The sequence below is a fragment of the Salmonirosea aquatica genome (assembly GCF_009296315.1).
GTDB lineage: Bacteria > Bacteroidota > Bacteroidia > Cytophagales > Spirosomataceae > Salmonirosea > Salmonirosea aquatica.
Map to the genome: position 1 here is coordinate 2,984,523 of NZ_WHLY01000002.1, position 19,045 is coordinate 3,003,567.

The following is a 19,045-nucleotide window of genomic DNA, read 5'->3' on the forward strand; positions in this document are numbered from 1 at the left end:
ATATTCGACGCTTAGCAGGGACACTTCGGACTTACGCTTGGAAAATCGAAAATCAAGCGTCCAATAGCCAACGTCACTTTGTGCCTTTGAACCTTTGTCCCTATTATACTATGAAATTCGGAACCAAAGCAATACACGCAGGCGTAGAACCTGACCCCACCACCGGCGCCATCATGACGCCCATCTACCAAACCTCCACCTACGTTCAGGAAAGTCCCGGCAAGCATAAGGGCTACGAGTACTCTCGTACACATAATCCCACCCGCACTGCGTTACAGAAAGCACTGGCTGCGCTCGAAAATGGCAAGCATGGCATTTGCTACGCCTCCGGCCTGGCGGCAACGGATGCCGTACTGAAACTGTTCCGACCCGGCGATGAAATCATCGCCACCAATGATTTGTATGGGGGTACCTACCGCATCATGCGAAAGGTATTCGAGCCGTTCGGACTGAAGTTCCAATTTGTCGATATGACCGACGTAGAGAAGGTGCGTGCGGCCATAACGGAGCATACCAAGATGATCTGGATCGAGACGCCAACCAATCCCTTACTCAAAATCATCGACATCGAAGCCGTAGTTACCCTTGCTCGCGCGGAGAACATCATGACGGTGGTAGACAATACCTTTGCTACACCCTACCTGCAAAATCCGCTGGACGTAGGGGCTGATGTGGTGATGCATTCCGTAACGAAGTACCTGGGTGGTCATTCCGACACAGTGATGGGAGCACTCGTACTGAACGACGACGACTTGGCCGCCCAACTAGCGTTTATCCAGAATGCCAGCGGGGCTGTACCGGGGCCTCAGGATTGTTTTCTGGTGCTGCGTGGTTTGAAAACCCTGCACATCCGGATGCAGCGCCACTGCGAAAATGCGGCAAAAATAGCCCAATGGTTGCACGAACATCCGAAAGTAGGGAAGGTGTTTTATCCCGGTTTGCCGACCCATACCGGCCACGACCTGGCCACGCGCCAGATGCGCGGCTACGGAGGCATGGTTTCTTTCGAATTGAAAGGCGATGTGTACGAAGAAGCCGTCATCGTCATGGAAAGCCTGCAGGTGTTTTCATTGGGTGAATCCCTGGGTGGTGTGGAATCGCTATGTACCCATCCGGCCAGCATGACTCACGCCAGCATTCCCAAAGAAGAACGCCTCAAGGCGGGTTTGAAGGATACCCTGATTCGCCTGAGTGTCGGTATTGAAGATATAGAAGACTTAATTGACGATTTAAACCAAGCTATTGAGAAAGTTGAAAGCCATGGATAGTGGGTTGCTGAGGGTTTTTAGCTTTCGAACACCACTTTTCATAAACTTTCAACGGATTACTATCAACTTTCCACTGAAATGATACACCTACCCCGCCGGCCCCGGCGCAACCGCCGTACGGCCGCTATACGCGAGATGATTCAGGAAACGACGCTTTCTGTATCGAATTTGATTTTTCCCATGTTTGTGCTGGAAGGTACCGGCCTCAAAAGCGAAGTCAAGTCCATGCCTGGCATCTACCGGTTTTCGCTGGATACTTTGCTGGAAGAAATAAAGGAAGTGACGGATTTGGGTATCAAGGCTATTTGTCTTTTCCCCAATTATTCGGAAGACAAAAAGGATAAGCACGCCAGCGAAAGCCACCGGGAAGGTACCCTGTACCTCACCGCGCTGGCTACCATTAAAGATAAATTCCCCGACCTCACGCTGATGACCGACGTGGCCATGGATCCGTACAGCAGCGATGGCCACGACGGCTATGTGGAAAACGGGGAAATTATCAATGACATTTCGCTGGAGATTCTGGGCAGGATGGCTGTGGCGCAGGCCAAAGCCGGAGCCGATATTTTGGGGCCAAGCGACATGATGGACGGCCGTATCGGCTACATGCGCGGACTATTGGACGCCGAGGGCTATTCGAATGTGAGCATCATGGCTTACACGGCTAAATATGCGAGCGCGTACTACGGCCCCTTCCGCGACGCATTGGACTCAGCCCCTCGCTTTGGTGACAAGAAGACCTATCAGATGAATCCGGCCAACGCGCGGGAGGCGCTGGTGGAAGCCCAACTCGACTTTGACGAAGGAGCTGATTTTCTGATGGTGAAGCCTGCCTTGGCCTATCTGGATATTATAAAAGCCCTGCACGATAATTTTGACATCCCAATCGCGGCCTACAATGTGTCGGGCGAATATGCCATGATCAAAGCCGCCAGCCAAAACGGCTGGATCGATGGCGAACGGGCCATGCTGGAAAATCTAATGAGCATACGGCGGGCCGGAGCGAGGGCCATTCTGACCTACTTCGCTAAGGAAGTGGCACAGGTAATGAACGGGTGAAAACAAAGGCGGGAGGAAGGGTACCTACCCTTCCTCCCGCTTCTTTTTACTTTCCCATTTTTATTTCTTTCGGCTATCCAGAACCACCAGGCCAATACCGGCAATAAGCACGATGGCTCCAGCGTAGGTAGGCCACCCTACCGACTTCTCTTTGTCAGCATTGATTTCAACCGGGCCGATGTCTACAATTTTTTCTTTTTTGGTGTAATTGAATCCGTTAAAGATCAACATGCCAATCCCAATGATGGCCAATACGATTCCAATTGCTTTCATGCGATGCGTTTTGGTTAAGTTAGTTAAGTCCTGACTGGCAAAAATATACCTTATTTGCAGTTATGCTACTTAAAATACTAAAATAACAAGTTTTATGGCTACAAAAACCACACTGATTACCAATACCCGCCTCGTCAACGAGGGCAGCATCCGCGAAACCGACGTACTGATCCAAAACGGTCGCATTGCCCGGATCGGCGATCTGCAGCATGTCGTTGCCGACCGGGTGATCGATGCGCAGGGCAGGTACCTGTTGCCGGGTGTCATCGACGATCAGGTACATTTTCGGGAGCCGGGCCTGACTCACAAAGCTACCATTGCGACTGAAGCCCGTGCCGCGGTAGCCGGAGGTACCACTTCGTTCATGGAAATGCCCAATACAGTCCCGAATGCGCTTACCCAACGGCTTCTGGAAGACAAGTACGAAATAGCCGCCCAAACGTCGCTAGCCAATTACTCCTTCTACATGGGAGCCTCAAACGACAATTACGACGAGGTGATGCGCACCGATCCGCAGCGCGTGTGTGGTATCAAAATATTCATGGGCTCATCGACGGGCAATATGCTGGTGGACGCGCAGAGCGTGCTGGAGAAGTTGTTTGCCGATGCGCCCTGCCTCATTGCTACCCACTGCGAGGATGAACCTACCGTGCGGCAGCGGATGGAATTTTTTCGGGATAAATACGGCGATGAGGTACCCTATGACATTCACGCCATCGTACGCAATGAGGACGCCTGCCTCAAATCGTCGGGTTTTGCTGTAGAACTGGCCAGGAAAAAAGGTACCCGGCTGCATATTCTGCATATTTCGACGGGTGTAGAAACTGGGTTGTTTGAAATTGGGCATCGGGTCGATGGCAAAATCCTGCTCTCTGATGGCTCACCCAAACTGATTACTGCCGAAGCCTGCGTGCACCACTTGTGGTTCGATGCGGAAGATTACCGGGAGTGGGGTACCAAAATCAAGTGTAACCCGTCCATCAAGGCGTTGCCCAACAAAGACGATATTCTAAAGGCTTTGCTCGACGACCGCATCGACGTCATTGCCACCGACCACGCCCCGCACACGGCCGAGGAAAAAGCGCAACCCTACTGGCAGGCGCCCTCAGGACTACCCTTGGTACAACACTCGCTGCATGTGATGCTGGAATTTGTGCGCCAGGGCAAGGTACCTCTGGAACGGGTAGTGGAAAAAATGAGCCACGCCGTGGCCGACTGCTTTCAAATTCAGGAACGGGGCTACATCCGGGAAGGCTACCATGCCGATCTGGTGCTGGTGGATATGCAGCAAACCACCGAGGTACTACCAGAATCCCTGTACGCCAAGTGCGGCTGGTCACCTTTTGAGGGGACGACCTTCCACTCGCGGGTAACCCACACCTTTGTATCGGGGCACCTGGCGTACGAAGCAGGTACATTCCACGAATCGGTTAAAGGACAGCGTATGTTGTTCAACAGGTAAGTGTGGTTTTTCAGGGATTTTTCCACTGCCTGCTTCGGTTCATCCGTTTTTTAGGCTGGTTCATCCGCCTGCACAACTATTTAATCTTTTTTAACTTCCATAATGCAACTCTTTTCATGAAATTTACATCCCTTAGCTGAAAGCACTCAAATAAAACAGAACCGATCGAAATGGTTTGCGGATTCTGTCCGTTTGTGGGTATCGATGGTTGCTCCGGAAGTACTTTTTTTGACCGAATTCAAAAAAATAATAAAAAACAAGGTACTATGTATTGCAAGATACCTTAGAAAGTATATATATTTGTACTGTCATTTTACCGCGATCCGTTATACTACCCTTCAACTCTATAAATATACTGGCATGAAAGCATTGAAAATAGTACTCGTATTGATGATAATTAGTCTTCAGGTGAATGCTACGGGGTATTCCCACAACATGCTCGTGGCGCAGAAGATGCTCAAGACCCGGAGAACCGTTTCCAAGTCACAGGCACTACCATTGCAATTCACGACCCAACCCACCGTAGTGAAACCTGCCTCTTGCCCGGTGAGCGAGTCAGCGGAGGAGGAGGCAGCCCTAAAGCCCGAAAGTGCAGCGGCCTCTTTCTCTCAACATGTGGCACGCTGGATCGTGCGCATTGTGAGCAGCCAGGGAAAAATCCTGAGCGAAAAGCTGGTTTCTCTGTTTTCGCCCAACGAAAAAGTGGAAGAATGGGCACCCCTTAATGCGCGCTTCATATCCATAAGCCAAAATATCGTTTCCTATCTGGTGGCTCCCGTGAGGACGCTGATCTGATTCAGGAAACTATTCATTGTTACGCTGGCGACCTTCAAAAGGCTGCCAGCGTTTTTTTATGCCCAATTTCCGATCCTTGAACTTCCACACCGAAAATCCCATGTACATGAAAGTAGCCCGGGTAGCGTCCTGATCTTTCCGATTGAGCAGGCCGTTGAGGTTACTAAAGCCCAGGTGAAAGGGGCCAAACCGCGCCAGGGCGCCCATCGACACATATTTGTTTCCCTTCATGAAGGTCAGCGGCAGCGAAAAATCCGAATCCTCGTTTTCGAATCGGGGTGTGATAATCAACGCATCGGGTTGGGTAAGGTCCAGCGGGCTCTGCGGGGCATCGCCGTACCGTTGGACTTTGGCGACATTAATATAAAACGACTTGACCAACTGCACATCCACGTCCCAGTGCAGCGTGGTGGGTAGGTGGGCGTCCTGCTTTAGAATCGTTTCAGTAGGGCCGGGGAAAATACTGGCGAAACCATCCGCTCCCTCATTGCCTAGGGTTTCGAGCTGCTGTTGATCGATCACCGTCCTGATTTCGTTTCCCGAAACCACCCGGCTGTCGGGGCTTTGGTAGTGAATGCTGCCTAGGTCGGTGATGGAGGCCGAAAAACGGATCAGGTACCCCGGCCGGGCATCGTCGTCCTCTTCCAACCTACCCCAGTGTGAGCCCAACTCGTAGGTAGCGCCCAGATCGTAGCCCCAGCCGGTACCGTACTTGGTCCCATTTAATACATCGCCCAGCCGCCACGACTGGTTAGGCTGAGTGTACCCGCTTTCGTACGAGAAATTGTTCAGAACCAATTCTTTCTCGTCGGCATCGCCGCCATCTACCTGGCGGATTTCATAAGCATCCACCGAGCCTTGCAGGTACCCGGCCCGTGCACCGAATACCCGCTTGAGGGTACCCCCAACTTTGAGTTTGTGGGCGCGCAGGTTTATCAGCTGCAAGCCATACGACGCACTGGCCTCCGAAAAATTCTGTTGACTCAGGTCAAAATCCCCCCAGGTACCCGAAGCCGTAGGCGTCGCGGGTGTATCAAGCCGTCTGTAGTACATCGTGCGGATGGCCTGCGGGATATTATTTCCCTGCACAAAACCCCGCGACCTGACCTGAAAGGCAAAACCGTGGTTTTTTCCTACCGAAAACATCACCGACGGCCAACGAACTTCACTCGCTACGTGCAGGGGACTGTAAGCAGTAGGCGTCCCAGCGGCCGTAATGGAACCCATGGTCCGGGAACGCCCGTATAATTCATGTGTAGAATGGGGTACCAGCAGGGGGTACAGATAGGAATTGCGGCCAAAGAAAATAAAGTAGCGATTGTTGATGGTACTGCCCGCCGTGACCAGGTTGACCTGCCACTTGTAGCGTGAGCCGCCCAGCACCGAAGGATTCTGCGTAGCCCGGTAGAGCCCACCGTAGTTACTGAGCGACAGGCCGGGTACCTGTTGCGCTTGGCTGACAGATATGTTCAGAAGTAGTGTGAGTAGGGCAAGTAAAGGGGAATGGCTGAATTTCATGAAAGCCGGGTTGCGTTAAGTACTAGTTTTCCCTGCGCGTCGTACTGAATGGTTTCCTGTTCGATCAACTTTCGTACGACTTGCAATAATTGTTTTTCAGGCATGTGATCAAACGCGTCGCTAAGCGAGCGTGGGGCTGTGGGGCCGTTATTGTGCAAATGTACCACCACTCTTTGGGTCAATTCTTCCGTTTGGTCATGAACATTCTCGGCTTTTTGCCGTTTCAGGCAGTTGTCGCAGACGCCGCAGGGGCGGCCGTCGTGTTCGTTGAAATAGTCGAGTAGCAGTAGGGTCCGGCACTGGGACGGATGTTGGGCGTAGTGTACCACCGCCGCTACCTTACGCAAATCCCGTTCTTTTTTCTTCTCGATGTCAAACACATTCAAAGTTAAAAGCTCCGCGTCGAACCGGGGCGTCAGAAACGTCAGTTGGGGTTTGTCGCGCTGCTTTTCGTAATCGATGATGTCGCGCTCCTGCAAAAACTGCAATTTCTGCATCACTTCCGGGAGTGGTGCATAGTAAGCCCGTCCTATCTCACCTTCCGAAATCCGCAAATATTCGGTGAACAGTTCGCCCCCGTACATGCGCAGGATTAATTTTATGAACGGATCGTAGTCGGGGTAGCGTATCTGGAAGTCGTACAATTGTCGGTTGTCTACCAGGAAATGGAGTTTGGAAGAATCATTGAACGCTTCGCTGAGTTGCAGAAATCCTTCTTCTTCCAGCAGTTTGAGCGCATAGTGTGTTTCTGAAACCTGTAGGCCGAAGGTACCTGTAAACTCATGTATATCCAGGCTGTAACTCGTAAATTCTCCGGCTCCTACGGCCAGTTTAAAGTAGTTAGCCAGGGCTTGATACACCCGGCGCAGCGTCTGGATGGGCGGGTACTTCCGCTCCACAGCCTGACTGAGATCGTCCGTATCCTTGTGGTTATATAGCGCCACAGCATACGCTTTACGGCCATCGCGCCCGGCCCGGCCCGCCTCCTGATAGTACGCTTCCAGACTCGCGGGCAGGTCCAGGTGCACGACTGAACGTACATCGGCTTTATCGATGCCCATCCCGAAAGCATTGGTGGCCACCACCACGCGCGTCTGCCCGCGCTGCCAGGCCATTTGTTTCTCGGTGCGGTCGCGATAGGGTACCCCCGCATGGTAGTAGTCGGCCCGGATTCCCTGCCGGGTCAGCCACTCGGCTATCTGCTGGGTGCGTTTGCGGGTACGTACGTACACGATGGAGGTACCCGGTACGTTGGTGAGGATTTGCAGCAGCTTGCGTTCCTTATTTTCTTCGGGAAAGGTAGAGTACGAAAGGTTCTCCCGGGCAAATGACTGCCGGAATACCCGACCCTGCTTCATTTCCAACTTGTCCAGAATATCGGCCTGTACCTCCGCCGTAGCCGAAGCTGTCAAAGCGATGACAGGTACCCCGGGCAGCAAAGTCCGGAACTCCGCAATGAGCAGATAAGCCGGGCGGAAATCGTAGCCCCAGGCCGAGATGCAATGGGCTTCGTCAATCGCCAGCAATGATATGTTCATCTGTTTGGCGCGCTCGATCATGATGTCGGTGCGTAGTCGCTCGGGCGACACGTAGAGGAAGCGCAGATTCCCATGAATGCAATTGTCGAGCGTGATATCGATTTCGTGGCGGTTCATGCCTGCGTGAATGGCTGCCGCCGGAATGTGTCGTTTTTTAAGTTGCTCTACCTGATCTTTCATCAGGGCAATCAGCGGCGTGACCACGATGCATACGCCCTCCCGTGCCAGGGTAGGTACCTGAAAGCAGAGCGATTTTCCCCCACCCGTCGGAAGCAGCACCAGCGTATCCCTACCTTCCAGCACCGACCGCATGGCTTCCTCCTGCACAGGCCGGAAGGTATCATAGCCCCAGTATTGTTTCAAAATGGCATGCAGGTTGGTCATTTTTTTGTAAAATGTAGTACGGGTCTCCTGCCCGTATGAGCCAAATGGCTGTAAATTGTATCTTTACTCCAAACTTTCCCTAAAAGTATGAACAATATGTTTTCCTATAATTCTGTTCGCCTGCTCTTTCTCTCGACCCTGTGCCTGTCCGGTTGTTCCGTATCTCATTATATTCACAAAGAAGTAAAAACCTCACCCGTGCTTTCCCAGCACCATGTGGGGATATCGGTCTATGATCCGGCGAAGCAGAAAACGCTGGCCGCCTACCAGGACGATCACTACTTCACGCCCGCTTCCAACACCAAGCTGTTCAGTTTCTACGCCGCATTGACGGCTTTGGGCGATTCTATTCCAGGGCTGCAATACCAGCTTCGGGACAGCGCACTCGTTTTCCGGGGTACGGGCGACCCTTCACTACTGCACCCTGACCTACCTTCCAGCGCGGTGGTCGATTTTTTGAAAAACAGGAAAGAGAAACTGCTATTCTCGACCGCCCTTACCGACAACCCCACTTACGGGCCGGGCTGGTCGTGGGATGACTACAACGACTACTACCAAGCCGAACGCTCGTCGCTGCCCATGTACGGCAACATTGCCCGTTTCACCAGTCCTTCGGGTTTGTATGTACGGGTACAGCCTGAATTCTGGCAGGATTCGCTGGATTTGGATACAACGGTAGTAGGCTTGGTACGCGACCGGTACTACAATCATTTCCGCCGCTCGCTCAACGCCTTGCCCGCTGGCCTGGAACAGGATATTCCCGTCCGCACGTCAAATCAGCTAACCGCCGAGCTTTTGTCCTACGCTTTGCAGAAAAAGGTAGGATTGACCGATGAAGAACAATCCGGTTCCTGGAAAACAGTGCATAGCATTCCTTCCGACTCGCTCTACAGGCGTATGATGCTCGTGAGCGACAACATGATGGCTGAGCAGACGATGTTACTCTATGCTGCCGCTCATGGCCTCCCGCTCAACACGACCCAGGCTATCGAACACGCCCAGCTGAATATCCTGGGCGATCTGCCCGACCGTCCCGTGTGGCGGGATGGATCGGGACTTTCGCGCTACAATCTTTTCACCCCCCGCACCATGATTGCCCTGCTCGGAAAAATTTCTCAAAAGATCCCGCAGGACAGGCTTTTCAATATTCTCCCGGCCGGAGGAAGTTCGGGTACCCTACGGTCGATGTTCAAAGGGCAGGAAGCCTTCGTTCACGCCAAAACGGGTAGTCTCAGCAATGTCTATTGCCTGAGTGGGTACCTGATTACGAAAAAAGGGAAGCTACTGTATTTCAGTTTTATGAATAATAACTTTGTACGCCCGACCGCCGAAATACGGACAGAAGTGGCCCGGATACTAACGGGATTACACGATAAATACTGAATTGGCCGGTCACGAAGAGTTTTACGGCGGTGATATGCAGATGATTGAGTACCTATTTCAAAATATTCTGAACGCAACTACGATCGTTTATTCTTCCACCCATTCCCTGCCCGTACAATAAAGCTTGTTTTTGCCATCTTGCCGAATCAGCACGTAAATTTTATACACGCCGGGCTCGACCGTATCCTGATGAAAGCTACCCTCAAAGCCCCGGGCAAAATACCGGAGCCGGCGGAGAAATGTCTGGAGGGGCACCGCAAACTGGTCGGGAGCGGACGCATACACATGGGTAGCGGATTTGAGTAGCATATAGGGGCCGTCGGTATAGTTCTTTTCGGCCTCCACAAAATTTTTCATGGCATAGGCGTGGATGGCTTCCTTGTACTGAAACAGCGTGTCCAAGGGGTAATTTCCCACGCAGGGCAGGGTGGTGGTTGCCGCGCGGGGGTTCCAGCCTTCGGCTAGTGGGTCCGCCGATTGATAGTAGCTGCGGATTTTTTCAAAATGCGCCTGATCCATCTCGAACATACTCAGACCCAGCCAGTCGGCATTGTAACGGGTATTGAATTCCTGGATAATAGCGGCCCGGCGACTGTTGACCGCAACGGCGAAATTGACATACAGGATCGCCAGATTCAGGATGATTGTAAAGGGAATGGCTACTATAGCCCACATCCTGCGCCGGGCGGGAAGAAGCCAGGCCAAAGCCCCGAAATGCAAAGCAACCAGGGCCAGGGCGGTGTACATTCGGTAGCGACCTTTGAATAAAGACTCAAAACCTCCCAGCGGAATGCGCTTGTACACCACGGCAAAAGAAGTAATGGCAATGAAGATGAAAATGGCCAGCGCAAACTGCCCCATCGGACTAAGTGGGAGAGGCCTACCTACCAGAGCATGGAACAAGGGTAGAAGCTTCCGACGGAGAAGCAGCAGAAAAGTGATGATGATCAAGATACCCGCCCCTACCGTCAGAGCCAGCGGAATAGGATCGGTAGTATAGGCATCCAGGGCAGCAATGGACCCAATAAAACCAAAGAAACCCGCTATGCCCTCCTTCACCTGCTGCATATCAGAAATATCGAGGCTGTCGGTCTTTTGGGGAAAGCCCGCGAAGTAGATAACGCCCACTACTATGGTCACACCTACGGTAATGAAAAAGTCTTTCCGCCTTCCGGTGATCCAGAGCAGGATCGCGATAATGGCGAAAACCACAATGCCGTTGCCATAGCTATAGGTGGCCAGCAACGCGAAAAGAAGCGCTACAAAAAGACGATCCGGTGCATAGGTAGCGAAGTAGAAGGCTAGCATGGCAAAAAACAGCACGCCGAAATTACACAGTGAGCTTACGCCCCAAAACATGTTTTCGAAAGAGTGGATCGTGAACCAAATCCAGACGATCGGCACAAAGTACCAGAGTGAAAGCTTTAGTCGACGGAAAACCGCATAGAATACACCCGCACAGCCCAACCAGCATAGGTTTCCAATGACCATCAGACTCACCAGATTGACTTTTCCGAATAGATAGTAGGAAGCCAGTACCAGAGAACGGGAGAAAATAAGCCGATGCTCAGGAAAAGGATCGGTGAGGCGCTGCCAGCGTTCGAGCCAAGAGGCCTCTTCAAATCCCGGGATAACGCCTAGTATCAGTATATCGTCAAAGGCAACGTAATTGACATTCAGAGCCAGTTCAGCAAAGATCCCAAAGTACAGCCCAATGGGCAGCATGCAAAGTAAGACTGCGAGCCACGTTTGTTTTAGGAGGGAATTGGAAATGGGGGATGGGAAAGCCATGAAAGGGACGTCAGCGTACCGAAAAATCAGGGCCAAAAGTAGGAAAGATTTCCGGGAATGTGTCCGTAGTGGCCAGCGGCAAATCAGTTTTGATCATCCACTTCGGCAGAAGCGCGCGGGTCTTTGGTGTAGTCGTACAGGAGTTTTCCTTTATCGTCCCACTCCCGCAGTACGAAGGGGTCAAACGCATCGTCCCAGCGGCTTTTGGGATACTGGGTTTCTTTTTTGCGCTGGCGCCGGTACTGATAATAGTCGATCCAACGCCCTACTTTTTGGCCCGAATCGTATTTTCCGTAGGTCATCAACTGGCCTTCGTCGTAAAAAGAGAAATAATCGCCGTCAATAATACCAAATTGTATAGGAACTACTTCCTTGATCTTGGTGTGGGCCGAATCGTAGTAGGTAATTCGCGATTCAGCCGGAAATCCCCGGTACCAGTGTGACTTATCGAGCAGATTATATTTGGTGTCGTAGCGCGCCCAGCGACCATCCTTAACGCCCATATAATAGTACCCCTCCTCCACCAAGTTACCCGAGACATACTTTTTGTACGGTCCGTGCAGAGGGAGCGCGCGTTCCTTGTCCTTAATGACGGCCGATTTGAGAGCCTTCGTTTTCGGATCGTACCAGCGGATATCGCGCACGTAGTCACTGATGGGCTTATACTCCTTCAGGACGTGAAAACTCTCGATGGTGGCCCGGTCGCTGCTACCGTATTTTACCTGGACATCCTCCATCGGAATGCCTTCATACTGGACCCGTGCCAGCCGCCCTTTCTTGGCTCTTTGGCGGCGTTCTGAGCGGCGACTCTTGAATTCCTTGGCTTTTAGTCCCAGGTCGGGAATGGTTTCACCCAGCAACTGGGAGAGGCTGGCCGACTTGCCTTTTCCCCCGGGCAGCGATAGGCTTGCCGAAGGGTCCAAGCCTGGCAACTGGGCGTCGATTCCGGTGGATTTCAATAGTTTTTCGCGCAGGGTGTCCGTTTTCGCCTGGGTACCCTGCAGGCGATCTTTGGCCGATTTCTTATTTTTTTCGGTTTGCGCCCAGCCATTGGCCAGGAGACTGATCCACAAAATACACACCCCGAGGGCGGTTTTCTGTATCATGGTTGTGCGTTCTATGAGCTTTTGATCTTCTTAACTTGTAACGAACCCAGCGTGATGTTATTGATTCACAAATAAATAAACTTATCCCGAATAAACGCTTTTTCAAATACCTTTACCACTTGTTTTCAGAGTCAGGGGTACCTCACCTCACGCTTTTCCGGGATTAGACTTTTTGGCTTTTATCCCATCATAACGCAAGGGGCGGTATATTTGTCCCGAACCTGATGGTCCAATGAATCGTTTAAAACCAAAAGCTATCAGCTACAAAAATAAAACACCTTGGAAAAGAACGCTAAGATTTACATCGCTGGCCACCGGGGCATGGTGGGCTCGGCCATTCACCGAAAACTGAAATCGGAAGGTTTCACCAACTTCGTGGTCCGTACTTCGGCCGAACTTGATTTACGTGAACAGTCGGCTGTACGTGAATTTTTCGACCAGGAGCGCCCCGAGTACGTTTTTCTGGCCGCGGCCAAGGTAGGGGGCATCATGGCTAACAATATCTACCGCGCTGACTTCCTGCTGGAAAACCTGCAAATCCAGAACAATGTCATCGACAGTGCACATCGGGTAGGTGTCCAGAAACTGATGTTCCTGGGCTCGTCATGTATCTACCCTAAACTGGCTCCCCAGCCCCTGCGGGAAGACTACCTGCTGACGGGACTACTCGAACCCACCAATGAACCCTACGCTATCGCCAAAATCGCGGGTATCAAACTCTGCGAAGCCTATCGCAGCCAGTACGGCAGCCATTTTATTTCGGTGATGCCTACTAATCTGTATGGCCCCAACGACAATTATGATTTGAACAATTCCCACGTGCTACCCGCCATGATCCGGAAGTTTCACGAGGCCAAAGTAGAGGGAAAACCCTTTGTAGAACTATGGGGTACCGGATCGCCCCGGCGCGAGTTCCTGCACGCCAATGATCTGGCCGACGCCTGCTATTTCCTGATGCAGCACTACGACGAGCCCGAACTGATTAATATTGGTGTCGGTGAGGATGTTACCATTAAAGCTTTGGCCGAATTGATCCAGCAGGTGGTAGGGTATGAAGGGCAGATTCACTGGAATACCGACAAGCCCGATGGTACCCCACGCAAGCTGATGGATGTAGGCAAACTGCACGGATTGGGCTGGAAACATTCGATTGGAATTGAAGAAGGGATCAGGGCTACTTACCAGGACTTTCTGAAAAAAATAGAAAGCTACGCGGTCTGAGAAGAGGCCGGGGGAAGTAGAAGTAAAAAATTATGAAACCTAATTATTGTAGGTGAAAGTCCGGTTTAGCCCACGATAATTTTATGCTTTAAGAAAATTCCCCTATTTATTTGTAATAATCTTCGGAAAACTCAGTAGCTTTGCAGCGTTCATTTCAGGGCTCCTTATAATCCGTTGCAAAGCAATGTCATCTAACTTGAAACTCGATCAGATCGATCGTAAAGTACTGGAAATACTCCAATCTAACGCCAAAATCACTAACGCGCAGCTTTCTAAAGAAATCGGACTTTCTCCTGCCCCCACGCTCGAACGTGTTAAAAAACTGGAACATGCAGGTATCATCAAGAGTTACCATGCTCAGTTGGATCCCGAAAAGGTAGGGCTGGGGGTAAGTACCTTTGTGCAGATTTCCTTAGTCGGTCACAAAAAAGTGGTAACCGATTCTTTTGTAGCAAAAGTCAATTCGATTCCTGACATCATCGAATGCCATCACATTACCGGAACGGGTGATTTTCTGATCAAAGTGATTTCAAAGGACATCAGCACTTACCAAAAACTGATGCTTGAAACGATCAACGAGATCGAGGAAGTGGCCAATACACAGACGATGGTAATTCTATCTACCTTTAAGGAAAGCAAAACACTTCCCTTGCCTTAATATAAGAAGGTAAGATCACTCGGATGTAATAAAAACGCCCCGCTCTCGGTCCGAGAGCGGGGCGTTTTCTGTATCGCTCTATTATTTGCGGCGGCGGCTGCGCCGATCCTCCCGACGGTTTTTTTTCAAATCGTCAATGGCTTTCTTAGCCTCATCGTGCTGGCTCGACTTGCGGTCGGCCTTATCATAGGCCAGCTTATAGTAACGCTGCGCTTCATCCAGATTCTTCCTTTCCTGGGCGATCTTACCCAGCCCGATCAGCGACGACACATAGTAGCCAGCATCCAGCGAATTGGTCTGAACCGAATAGTTGATGGCCTTCTGGTAGTAGTTGGCCGCTTCTTCGTAATTTTTATCGTAGTTGAAACTGTAATAACCCAGTACGTAGGCGGCGTTCCGACCACTTACGCCCTCGTAGCCGGGCAGGCCACGTTCGATTTTGTCCAGCATATTACGAGCCGCCTGACGCGCCTCGCTCGAATGGCCCGTTACAAAAGCCGAGCGGCAAAAATAGCGCTCAAAGTAGGGATTGTCCGGGAACGTCTGCCACATATACTTGGCCATATCATACGCTTTGCCGTACTGATTTTCCAGGCTGTAAATCTGCAGCAGGAAGTACCTCGCCTCTACGCGGGTATAAAAGGCGTTATTGGCTACTTTTTCCAATTGCTGGATACCCAGTTTCTTATTTCCCTTCTGAAAGAAAATCAGCACCGGTTTCAGCAGGGGGTACTCTTTAGGTATCCACTCGGAATAATAATTATAAATGCCGTCGCCAAACAATAGCTCCGGGCTCAGCTCACCGTACCCTTTACTTTTCTCTAGGTACTTGAGCGCGTTCTTTCCCGCAAAGGTAGCCTTCGTCCATTGCTTGCGCTCGGCGTATAGCCTCCCCTTGAAAGCATAGGCCGCTGCCAGGAAAAAAGCCGGTTCCACCTTGTATTCTTTCTGTTCGTAAAGTTTTTCCGCCAGGTAAATACACGAATCCATGCGGGCCAGAAAACGGTCGTCGTAGGCCGTATTGTCCGTATTTGGGACAATTTTCCACCAGTCGGCCAATCCCATTAGAAACTGAGGCATGGGGTGGTGGGGGTACCGGTACTTCAACCAGCGGAACTCGGATTCCGCCTCGCTGAACTTGTAGTTATAGAGCAAATTGATGGCCTCGGTTGCTTCGATCTGCACGCCGGGGTTTTTCAGCAGCATATCGTAGTTCTTGTCGAGGTCGGAGGCCGAGTAAAGCTGAGCCCGGCCGGGAGTCAGAGCCAGTACCAGCCAAAACAAGAAAATCAGGGGATATGGATTGCTTTTTTTTAGCATAAAATCAAACTCAAAAATCTGTCCCAAAGTAACGCAGGTTTGGTATTTTCCGTTTGTCGTAGGGGCTAATTTTAAAAAATGGGTTAATTTGGCCCTTCACGCCCAAATCGTCTATGATTACTGTAAAAGATAAAACCTTTGTACCCTTTCTGGATCCCAACGAGCTGGAGCGGCGGATCAAAGAACTGGCCACTGAACTTAACGAAGACTACCAGGATAAGAGTCCTCTGTTTGTGGTGGTGTTGAAAGGCGCCTTTCTGTTCGCCGCCGAGCTGTTCAAGTACGTGACCATTCCCAGTGAGATTACCTTCGTCCGGCTCTCGTCGTACGAAACCATGGAGTCGTCGGGACGGGTCAAGCAAATTATCGGACTGGAAGAGTCCGTGCAGGACCGGCACGTGGTGATTGTGGAGGACATCGTCGATACTGGCCTCACGATGGCCCAACTCACCGCTCAACTCCGGGGTAAGGGTGCGATCAGTGTAGAAATCGCTACGTTACTTCATAAGCCCGAGGCCATGCGTGAAGAAGTGGATACTCGCTATGTAGGCTTCGTAATAGAAAACCGTTTCGTGGTTGGCTTTGGTCTGGATTATGAAGAGCAGGGTCGCAATCTTAATGGGGTGTATGTGTTGGCGGAGGCTCCCGAGGAGAAGGATACCAAAGAGGCACAGCCAGAAGGGAACAAAGGCACAAAGTAACCGAGTACCAAAGCAAGAAAACTTTTATGTACCATCCTACCTTTCACCTTTCACCTTTTGCCTTTGCCGCTATGTACCCCATAAATAAATTCACTTCTAAACCCCAACACTGAAAATGCAGCTACAATTTCATGGTGCGGCCCGTATGGTAACGGGTAGCAAGCACCTCATCACCACCGATCAAGGTACCAAAATTCTATTGGACTGCGGCCTGTTTCAGGGTATTCAAACCGATGAACTAAATCAGCATTTCGGATTCAACCCTTCGGAAATCGACTATCTCGTGCTATCACACGCCCACATCGACCACAGTGGACTTATTCCGCGGCTGGTGAAGCAGGGGTTTAAGGGCCCGATTTATTGCACGGGAGCTACGGCGGATTTGTGCCAAATCATGCTTATGGACAGCGCCTATATTCAGGAAAAGGACGTAGAACGCATCAATAAGCGCCGTCGCCATCAGGGACGGGAAGAACTGGAAATGCTCTATGATTCCGAAGATGCCAAGCGGGCGCTGGATTTGTTCAAACCTGTACGCTACGGCCAAAATTTCCAACTGGGAAAGGATGAAGTCGATGTGTTTTTTACCGATGCTGCCCACATCATCGGCAGCGCGGCGGTGAATCTGAATATTAAAGATGGGGGTACCTTCAAGAAATTGACGTTTACGGGTGACATTGGCCGGCCCGAAGACAAAATCCTGCGCAAGTGGGACGATTTTCCACAGGCTGACCTCATCATCTGCGAGTCGACCTATGGCGACCGCCTACACGAGGCCCAGCCCGATTTGCAGGCGCACCTGCAACGCATCGTGTACAAATGTTGTGTCGAAGACCGGGGAAAACTGATCATACCCGCTTTTGCTGTGGATCGGACTCAGGAACTAATCTATGCCCTGGACCGCCTGTCCAGCGCGGGTCAACTACCGCGCATACCGGTATATATCGATAGCCCCCTGGCCATCAAGGCTACGGCGGTGATGAAAGCCAATGAAGAGTACTTCAATCCGGAAATTCTGGATTACATCGAGCGCGACGGTGATGCCTTTGCGTTCCCTTATCTCCACTATATTTCCGATGTGGCCGATTCCAAGGCCATCAATGACCGCGACGAGCCCTGCATTATCATCTCAGCGTCGGGCATGGCTGAGGCCGGGCGTGTGAAGCACCACATCAAGAATAACATCGAAAAACCTTCGACCACAATTTTGTTTGTGGGGTACGCTGCTCCCCATACCCTGGCGGGGCAGTTGAAGCGGGGCGAGAAACATGTCAATATTTTCGGGCAGGAGTACGAAGTGAAAGCCCATATTCAAGCCCTGGAATCGTTTTCAGCCCACGGCGACTACAACGAAATGATTGATTTTCTTTCTTGCCAGGATGCGGCGCGGGTAGATCAGCTTTTTCTGGTACACGGGGAGTACGACACGCAGACGAGTTTCAAACTGAAACTCCAGCGCGAAGGCTTCGGCCGCATTCACATTCCCGAAATGCACGAGCGGGTGGTAGTATAGTAGGATTCATTCGAGGATGTTCGAGTGGGTCAAGTGGACAGCTGCCCCAGACACCATACAGGCCGTTTCTCCAAAGCAACAGGTAATCATGGTAATAATGAGGCTAATGCCTATTCATACCCGACTTTATAGACGCGATTAGTAAACCTACGCATAAACAATTCGACAAAACACTTGCACAAATAAAACCAATGCGCTTATCTTTGTGGCCCCAATAGGGAATCTGGCGGAGTGGTGGAATTGGTAGACACGCACGTTTCAGAGGCGTGTGTCTTTGCGGACATGCGAGTTCGAGTCTCGCCTCCGTCACACTTCTAAAGTTAAAAAGCCTTCGCGAAAGCGAAGGCTTTTGTTTGTAGGGCGGTCGGAGCGACGGTCGCCATCTTGCCCGTCTTTTTTATTTGGATAAAATCACAAAGAGGTTCCCTTTTCTATTCAATATCCCGTTTCTCTCTTGCCCGCTTCGCCAGACGCACTGCGCTCATGATGAGCACCGCAAAAACAAGTAGCCCACCGACCCCCCAAAGCCATTGAACGGTACTTTTTAAGATAACCAAAAAAACGATGGCAAACAGGAATATGGTAGCCACCTCATTCCAGAGTCGTAGTTGCAAGGACGAAAAACGAAACTGTTCGGCCTTCAATTCGTACAGGAGTTTTCGGGTATACAGGTGGTACCCTACCAGCCCCGCCACAAACCCCAGCTTGATCTGCATCCAGCCCTGACTCAGCCACTCGGGCATCAGATAGAGCAGGGTAGTACCTGTAATGAGGGTGAGCCACAGGGCGGGTACCATAATCGCCCGGAACAATAGACCCTCCATTTTGACAAACTGCCCAAACAAAACCCGGCGCTCCGTTTCGGGACGGTCGTTGGCTTCAGTATGGTACACAAATAGGCGTGGCATATAGAACAATCCTGCGAACCAGCTCACGATAAAAATGATGTGCAGTGATTTTACGTAGAGGTACATGAAGGGTTGGCTAAGGGGAGGGTACCTTGGAAAACTTTCTTTCCGGCCGAATGGTTATTTAACAATTAACAAAACTACGAT

General features: G+C 51.1%; 16 protein-coding genes and 1 tRNA gene. 10 read left to right on the forward strand and 7 right to left on the reverse strand.

Annotated elements, in window-relative coordinates:
* The first annotated feature begins 110 nt into the window (after window positions 1–110).
* Window positions 111–1,268, forward strand: coding sequence for a cystathionine gamma-synthase (locus GBK04_RS13540; RefSeq protein ID WP_152760494.1), 1,158 nt, complete (start codon window positions 111–113; stop codon window positions 1,266–1,268).
* Window positions 1,269–1,346: 78 nt separating this feature from the next.
* On the forward strand, window positions 1,347–2,327 hold the full coding sequence (gene hemB / locus GBK04_RS13545; protein WP_152760496.1) for a porphobilinogen synthase: 981 nt from the start codon (window positions 1,347–1,349) through the stop codon (window positions 2,325–2,327).
* 60 nt (window positions 2,328–2,387) lie between these two features.
* Here the strand turns inward: hemB and GBK04_RS13550 are convergent, their stop codons facing one another.
* Complete coding sequence (locus GBK04_RS13550) at window positions 2,388–2,600, reverse strand: hypothetical protein (RefSeq protein WP_152760499.1); 213 nt, start codon at window positions 2,598–2,600, stop codon at window positions 2,388–2,390.
* Between the two features lie 94 nt (window positions 2,601–2,694).
* Here GBK04_RS13550 and GBK04_RS13555 point away from each other — a divergent pair, with 94 nt between their 5' ends.
* Together GBK04_RS13555 and GBK04_RS13560 are read left to right on the forward strand one after the other, a co-directional pair.
* Entirely contained in the window at window positions 2,695–4,062 is a 1,368-nt protein-coding gene (locus GBK04_RS13555) for a dihydroorotase (protein ID WP_152760501.1), read from the forward strand.
* Between the two features lie 360 nt (window positions 4,063–4,422).
* A complete protein-coding gene (locus tag GBK04_RS13560) occupies window positions 4,423–4,857 on the forward strand; it encodes a hypothetical protein (protein WP_152760503.1) in 435 nt (144 codons plus the stop codon).
* Between the two features lie 9 nt (window positions 4,858–4,866).
* On the opposite strand, the gene GBK04_RS13565 is transcribed toward GBK04_RS13560, so the two are convergent.
* Window positions 4,867–6,375 (reverse strand): DUF5723 family protein, encoded by a 1,509-nt coding sequence (locus tag GBK04_RS13565; protein ID WP_152760505.1) that lies wholly within the window; start codon window positions 6,373–6,375, stop codon window positions 4,867–4,869.
* Window positions 6,372–8,297, reverse strand: coding sequence for a RecQ family ATP-dependent DNA helicase (locus GBK04_RS13570; RefSeq protein ID WP_152760507.1), 1,926 nt, complete (start codon window positions 8,295–8,297; stop codon window positions 6,372–6,374). The genes GBK04_RS13565 and GBK04_RS13570 overlap by 4 nt, the downstream gene beginning before the upstream one ends.
* An 87-nt stretch (window positions 8,298–8,384) precedes the next feature.
* Here GBK04_RS13570 and GBK04_RS13575 point away from each other — a divergent pair, with 87 nt between their 5' ends.
* The gene (locus GBK04_RS13575; RefSeq protein WP_373330962.1) at window positions 8,385–9,680 is read left to right on the forward strand and encodes a D-alanyl-D-alanine carboxypeptidase/D-alanyl-D-alanine-endopeptidase; all 1,296 of its coding nucleotides are present in this window, start codon (window positions 8,385–8,387) and stop codon (window positions 9,678–9,680) included.
* Between the two features lie 87 nt (window positions 9,681–9,767).
* On the opposite strand, the gene GBK04_RS13580 is transcribed toward GBK04_RS13575, so the two are convergent.
* Together GBK04_RS13580 and GBK04_RS13585 are read right to left on the reverse strand one after the other, a co-directional pair.
* A complete protein-coding gene (locus GBK04_RS13580) occupies window positions 9,768–11,471 on the reverse strand; it encodes a hypothetical protein (protein WP_152760509.1) in 1,704 nt (567 codons plus the stop codon).
* Between the two features lie 83 nt (window positions 11,472–11,554).
* Entirely contained in the window at window positions 11,555–12,577 is a 1,023-nt protein-coding gene (locus GBK04_RS13585; RefSeq protein ID WP_373330963.1) for a toxin-antitoxin system YwqK family antitoxin, read from the reverse strand.
* 279 nt (window positions 12,578–12,856) lie between these two features.
* Here GBK04_RS13585 and GBK04_RS13590 point away from each other — a divergent pair, with 279 nt between their 5' ends.
* Entirely contained in the window at window positions 12,857–13,798 is a 942-nt protein-coding gene (locus GBK04_RS13590; protein WP_152760511.1) for a GDP-L-fucose synthase family protein, read from the forward strand.
* A gap of 184 nt (window positions 13,799–13,982) precedes the next feature.
* Window positions 13,983–14,456: an Lrp/AsnC family transcriptional regulator gene (locus GBK04_RS13595; RefSeq protein ID WP_152760513.1), complete on the forward strand. Its 474-nt coding sequence runs from the start codon at window positions 13,983–13,985 to the stop codon at window positions 14,454–14,456.
* Window positions 14,457–14,537: 81 nt separating this feature from the next.
* Here GBK04_RS13595 and GBK04_RS13600 read toward each other — a convergent pair whose 3' ends face one another.
* Window positions 14,538–15,776 (reverse strand): tetratricopeptide repeat protein, encoded by a 1,239-nt coding sequence (locus GBK04_RS13600; RefSeq protein ID WP_373331453.1) that lies wholly within the window; start codon window positions 15,774–15,776, stop codon window positions 14,538–14,540.
* Window positions 15,777–15,889: 113 nt separating this feature from the next.
* Here GBK04_RS13600 and hpt point away from each other — a divergent pair, with 113 nt between their 5' ends.
* From hpt to GBK04_RS13615, 3 genes are all read left to right on the forward strand, one after another.
* Window positions 15,890–16,477, forward strand: a complete 588-nt coding sequence (gene hpt, locus GBK04_RS13605; protein WP_152760515.1) for a hypoxanthine phosphoribosyltransferase — start codon at window positions 15,890–15,892, stop codon at window positions 16,475–16,477.
* 115 nt (window positions 16,478–16,592) lie between these two features.
* Window positions 16,593–17,990: an MBL fold metallo-hydrolase RNA specificity domain-containing protein gene (locus GBK04_RS13610; protein ID WP_152760518.1), complete on the forward strand. Its 1,398-nt coding sequence runs from the start codon at window positions 16,593–16,595 to the stop codon at window positions 17,988–17,990.
* A 225-nt stretch (window positions 17,991–18,215) separates the two neighbouring features.
* Window positions 18,216–18,299, forward strand: a tRNA-Leu gene (locus GBK04_RS13615).
* Between the two features lie 122 nt (window positions 18,300–18,421).
* Here GBK04_RS13615 and GBK04_RS13620 read toward each other — a convergent pair.
* The gene (locus tag GBK04_RS13620) at window positions 18,422–18,964 is read right to left on the reverse strand and encodes a CopD family protein (protein ID WP_152760520.1); all 543 of its coding nucleotides are present in this window, start codon (window positions 18,962–18,964) and stop codon (window positions 18,422–18,424) included.
* Between the last annotated feature and the right edge of the window lie 81 nt (window positions 18,965–19,045).

What these genes read in the sequence shown, in the direction of transcription:
- hemB (WP_152760496.1), top strand. Translation starts at nt 1,347, where the DNA reads ATGATACACCTACCCCGCCGGCCCCGGCGCAACCGCCGTACGGCCGCT.
- GBK04_RS13565 (WP_152760505.1), bottom strand. Translation starts at nt 6,375, where the DNA reads ATGAAATTCAGCCATTCCCCTTTACTTGCCCTACTCACACTACTTCTG.
- GBK04_RS13555 (WP_152760501.1), top strand. Translation starts at nt 2,695, where the DNA reads ATGGCTACAAAAACCACACTGATTACCAATACCCGCCTCGTCAACGAG.
- GBK04_RS13585 (WP_373330963.1), bottom strand. Translation starts at nt 12,577, where the DNA reads ATGATACAGAAAACCGCCCTCGGGGTGTGTATTTTGTGGATCAGTCTC.
- GBK04_RS13595 (WP_152760513.1), top strand. Translation starts at nt 13,983, where the DNA reads ATGTCATCTAACTTGAAACTCGATCAGATCGATCGTAAAGTACTGGAA.
- GBK04_RS13610 (WP_152760518.1), top strand. Translation starts at nt 16,593, where the DNA reads ATGCAGCTACAATTTCATGGTGCGGCCCGTATGGTAACGGGTAGCAAG.
- GBK04_RS13540 (WP_152760494.1), top strand. Translation starts at nt 111, where the DNA reads ATGAAATTCGGAACCAAAGCAATACACGCAGGCGTAGAACCTGACCCC.
- GBK04_RS13560 (WP_152760503.1), top strand. Translation starts at nt 4,423, where the DNA reads ATGAAAGCATTGAAAATAGTACTCGTATTGATGATAATTAGTCTTCAG.
- GBK04_RS13575 (WP_373330962.1), top strand. Translation starts at nt 8,385, where the DNA reads ATGAACAATATGTTTTCCTATAATTCTGTTCGCCTGCTCTTTCTCTCG.
- GBK04_RS13550 (WP_152760499.1), bottom strand. Translation starts at nt 2,600, where the DNA reads ATGAAAGCAATTGGAATCGTATTGGCCATCATTGGGATTGGCATGTTG.
- hpt (WP_152760515.1), top strand. Translation starts at nt 15,890, where the DNA reads ATGATTACTGTAAAAGATAAAACCTTTGTACCCTTTCTGGATCCCAAC.
- GBK04_RS13620 (WP_152760520.1), bottom strand. Translation starts at nt 18,964, where the DNA reads ATGTACCTCTACGTAAAATCACTGCACATCATTTTTATCGTGAGCTGG.
- GBK04_RS13600 (WP_373331453.1), bottom strand. Translation starts at nt 15,776, where the DNA reads ATGCTAAAAAAAAGCAATCCATATCCCCTGATTTTCTTGTTTTGGCTG.
- GBK04_RS13570 (WP_152760507.1), bottom strand. Translation starts at nt 8,297, where the DNA reads ATGACCAACCTGCATGCCATTTTGAAACAATACTGGGGCTATGATACC.
- GBK04_RS13580 (WP_152760509.1), bottom strand. Translation starts at nt 11,471, where the DNA reads ATGGCTTTCCCATCCCCCATTTCCAATTCCCTCCTAAAACAAACGTGG.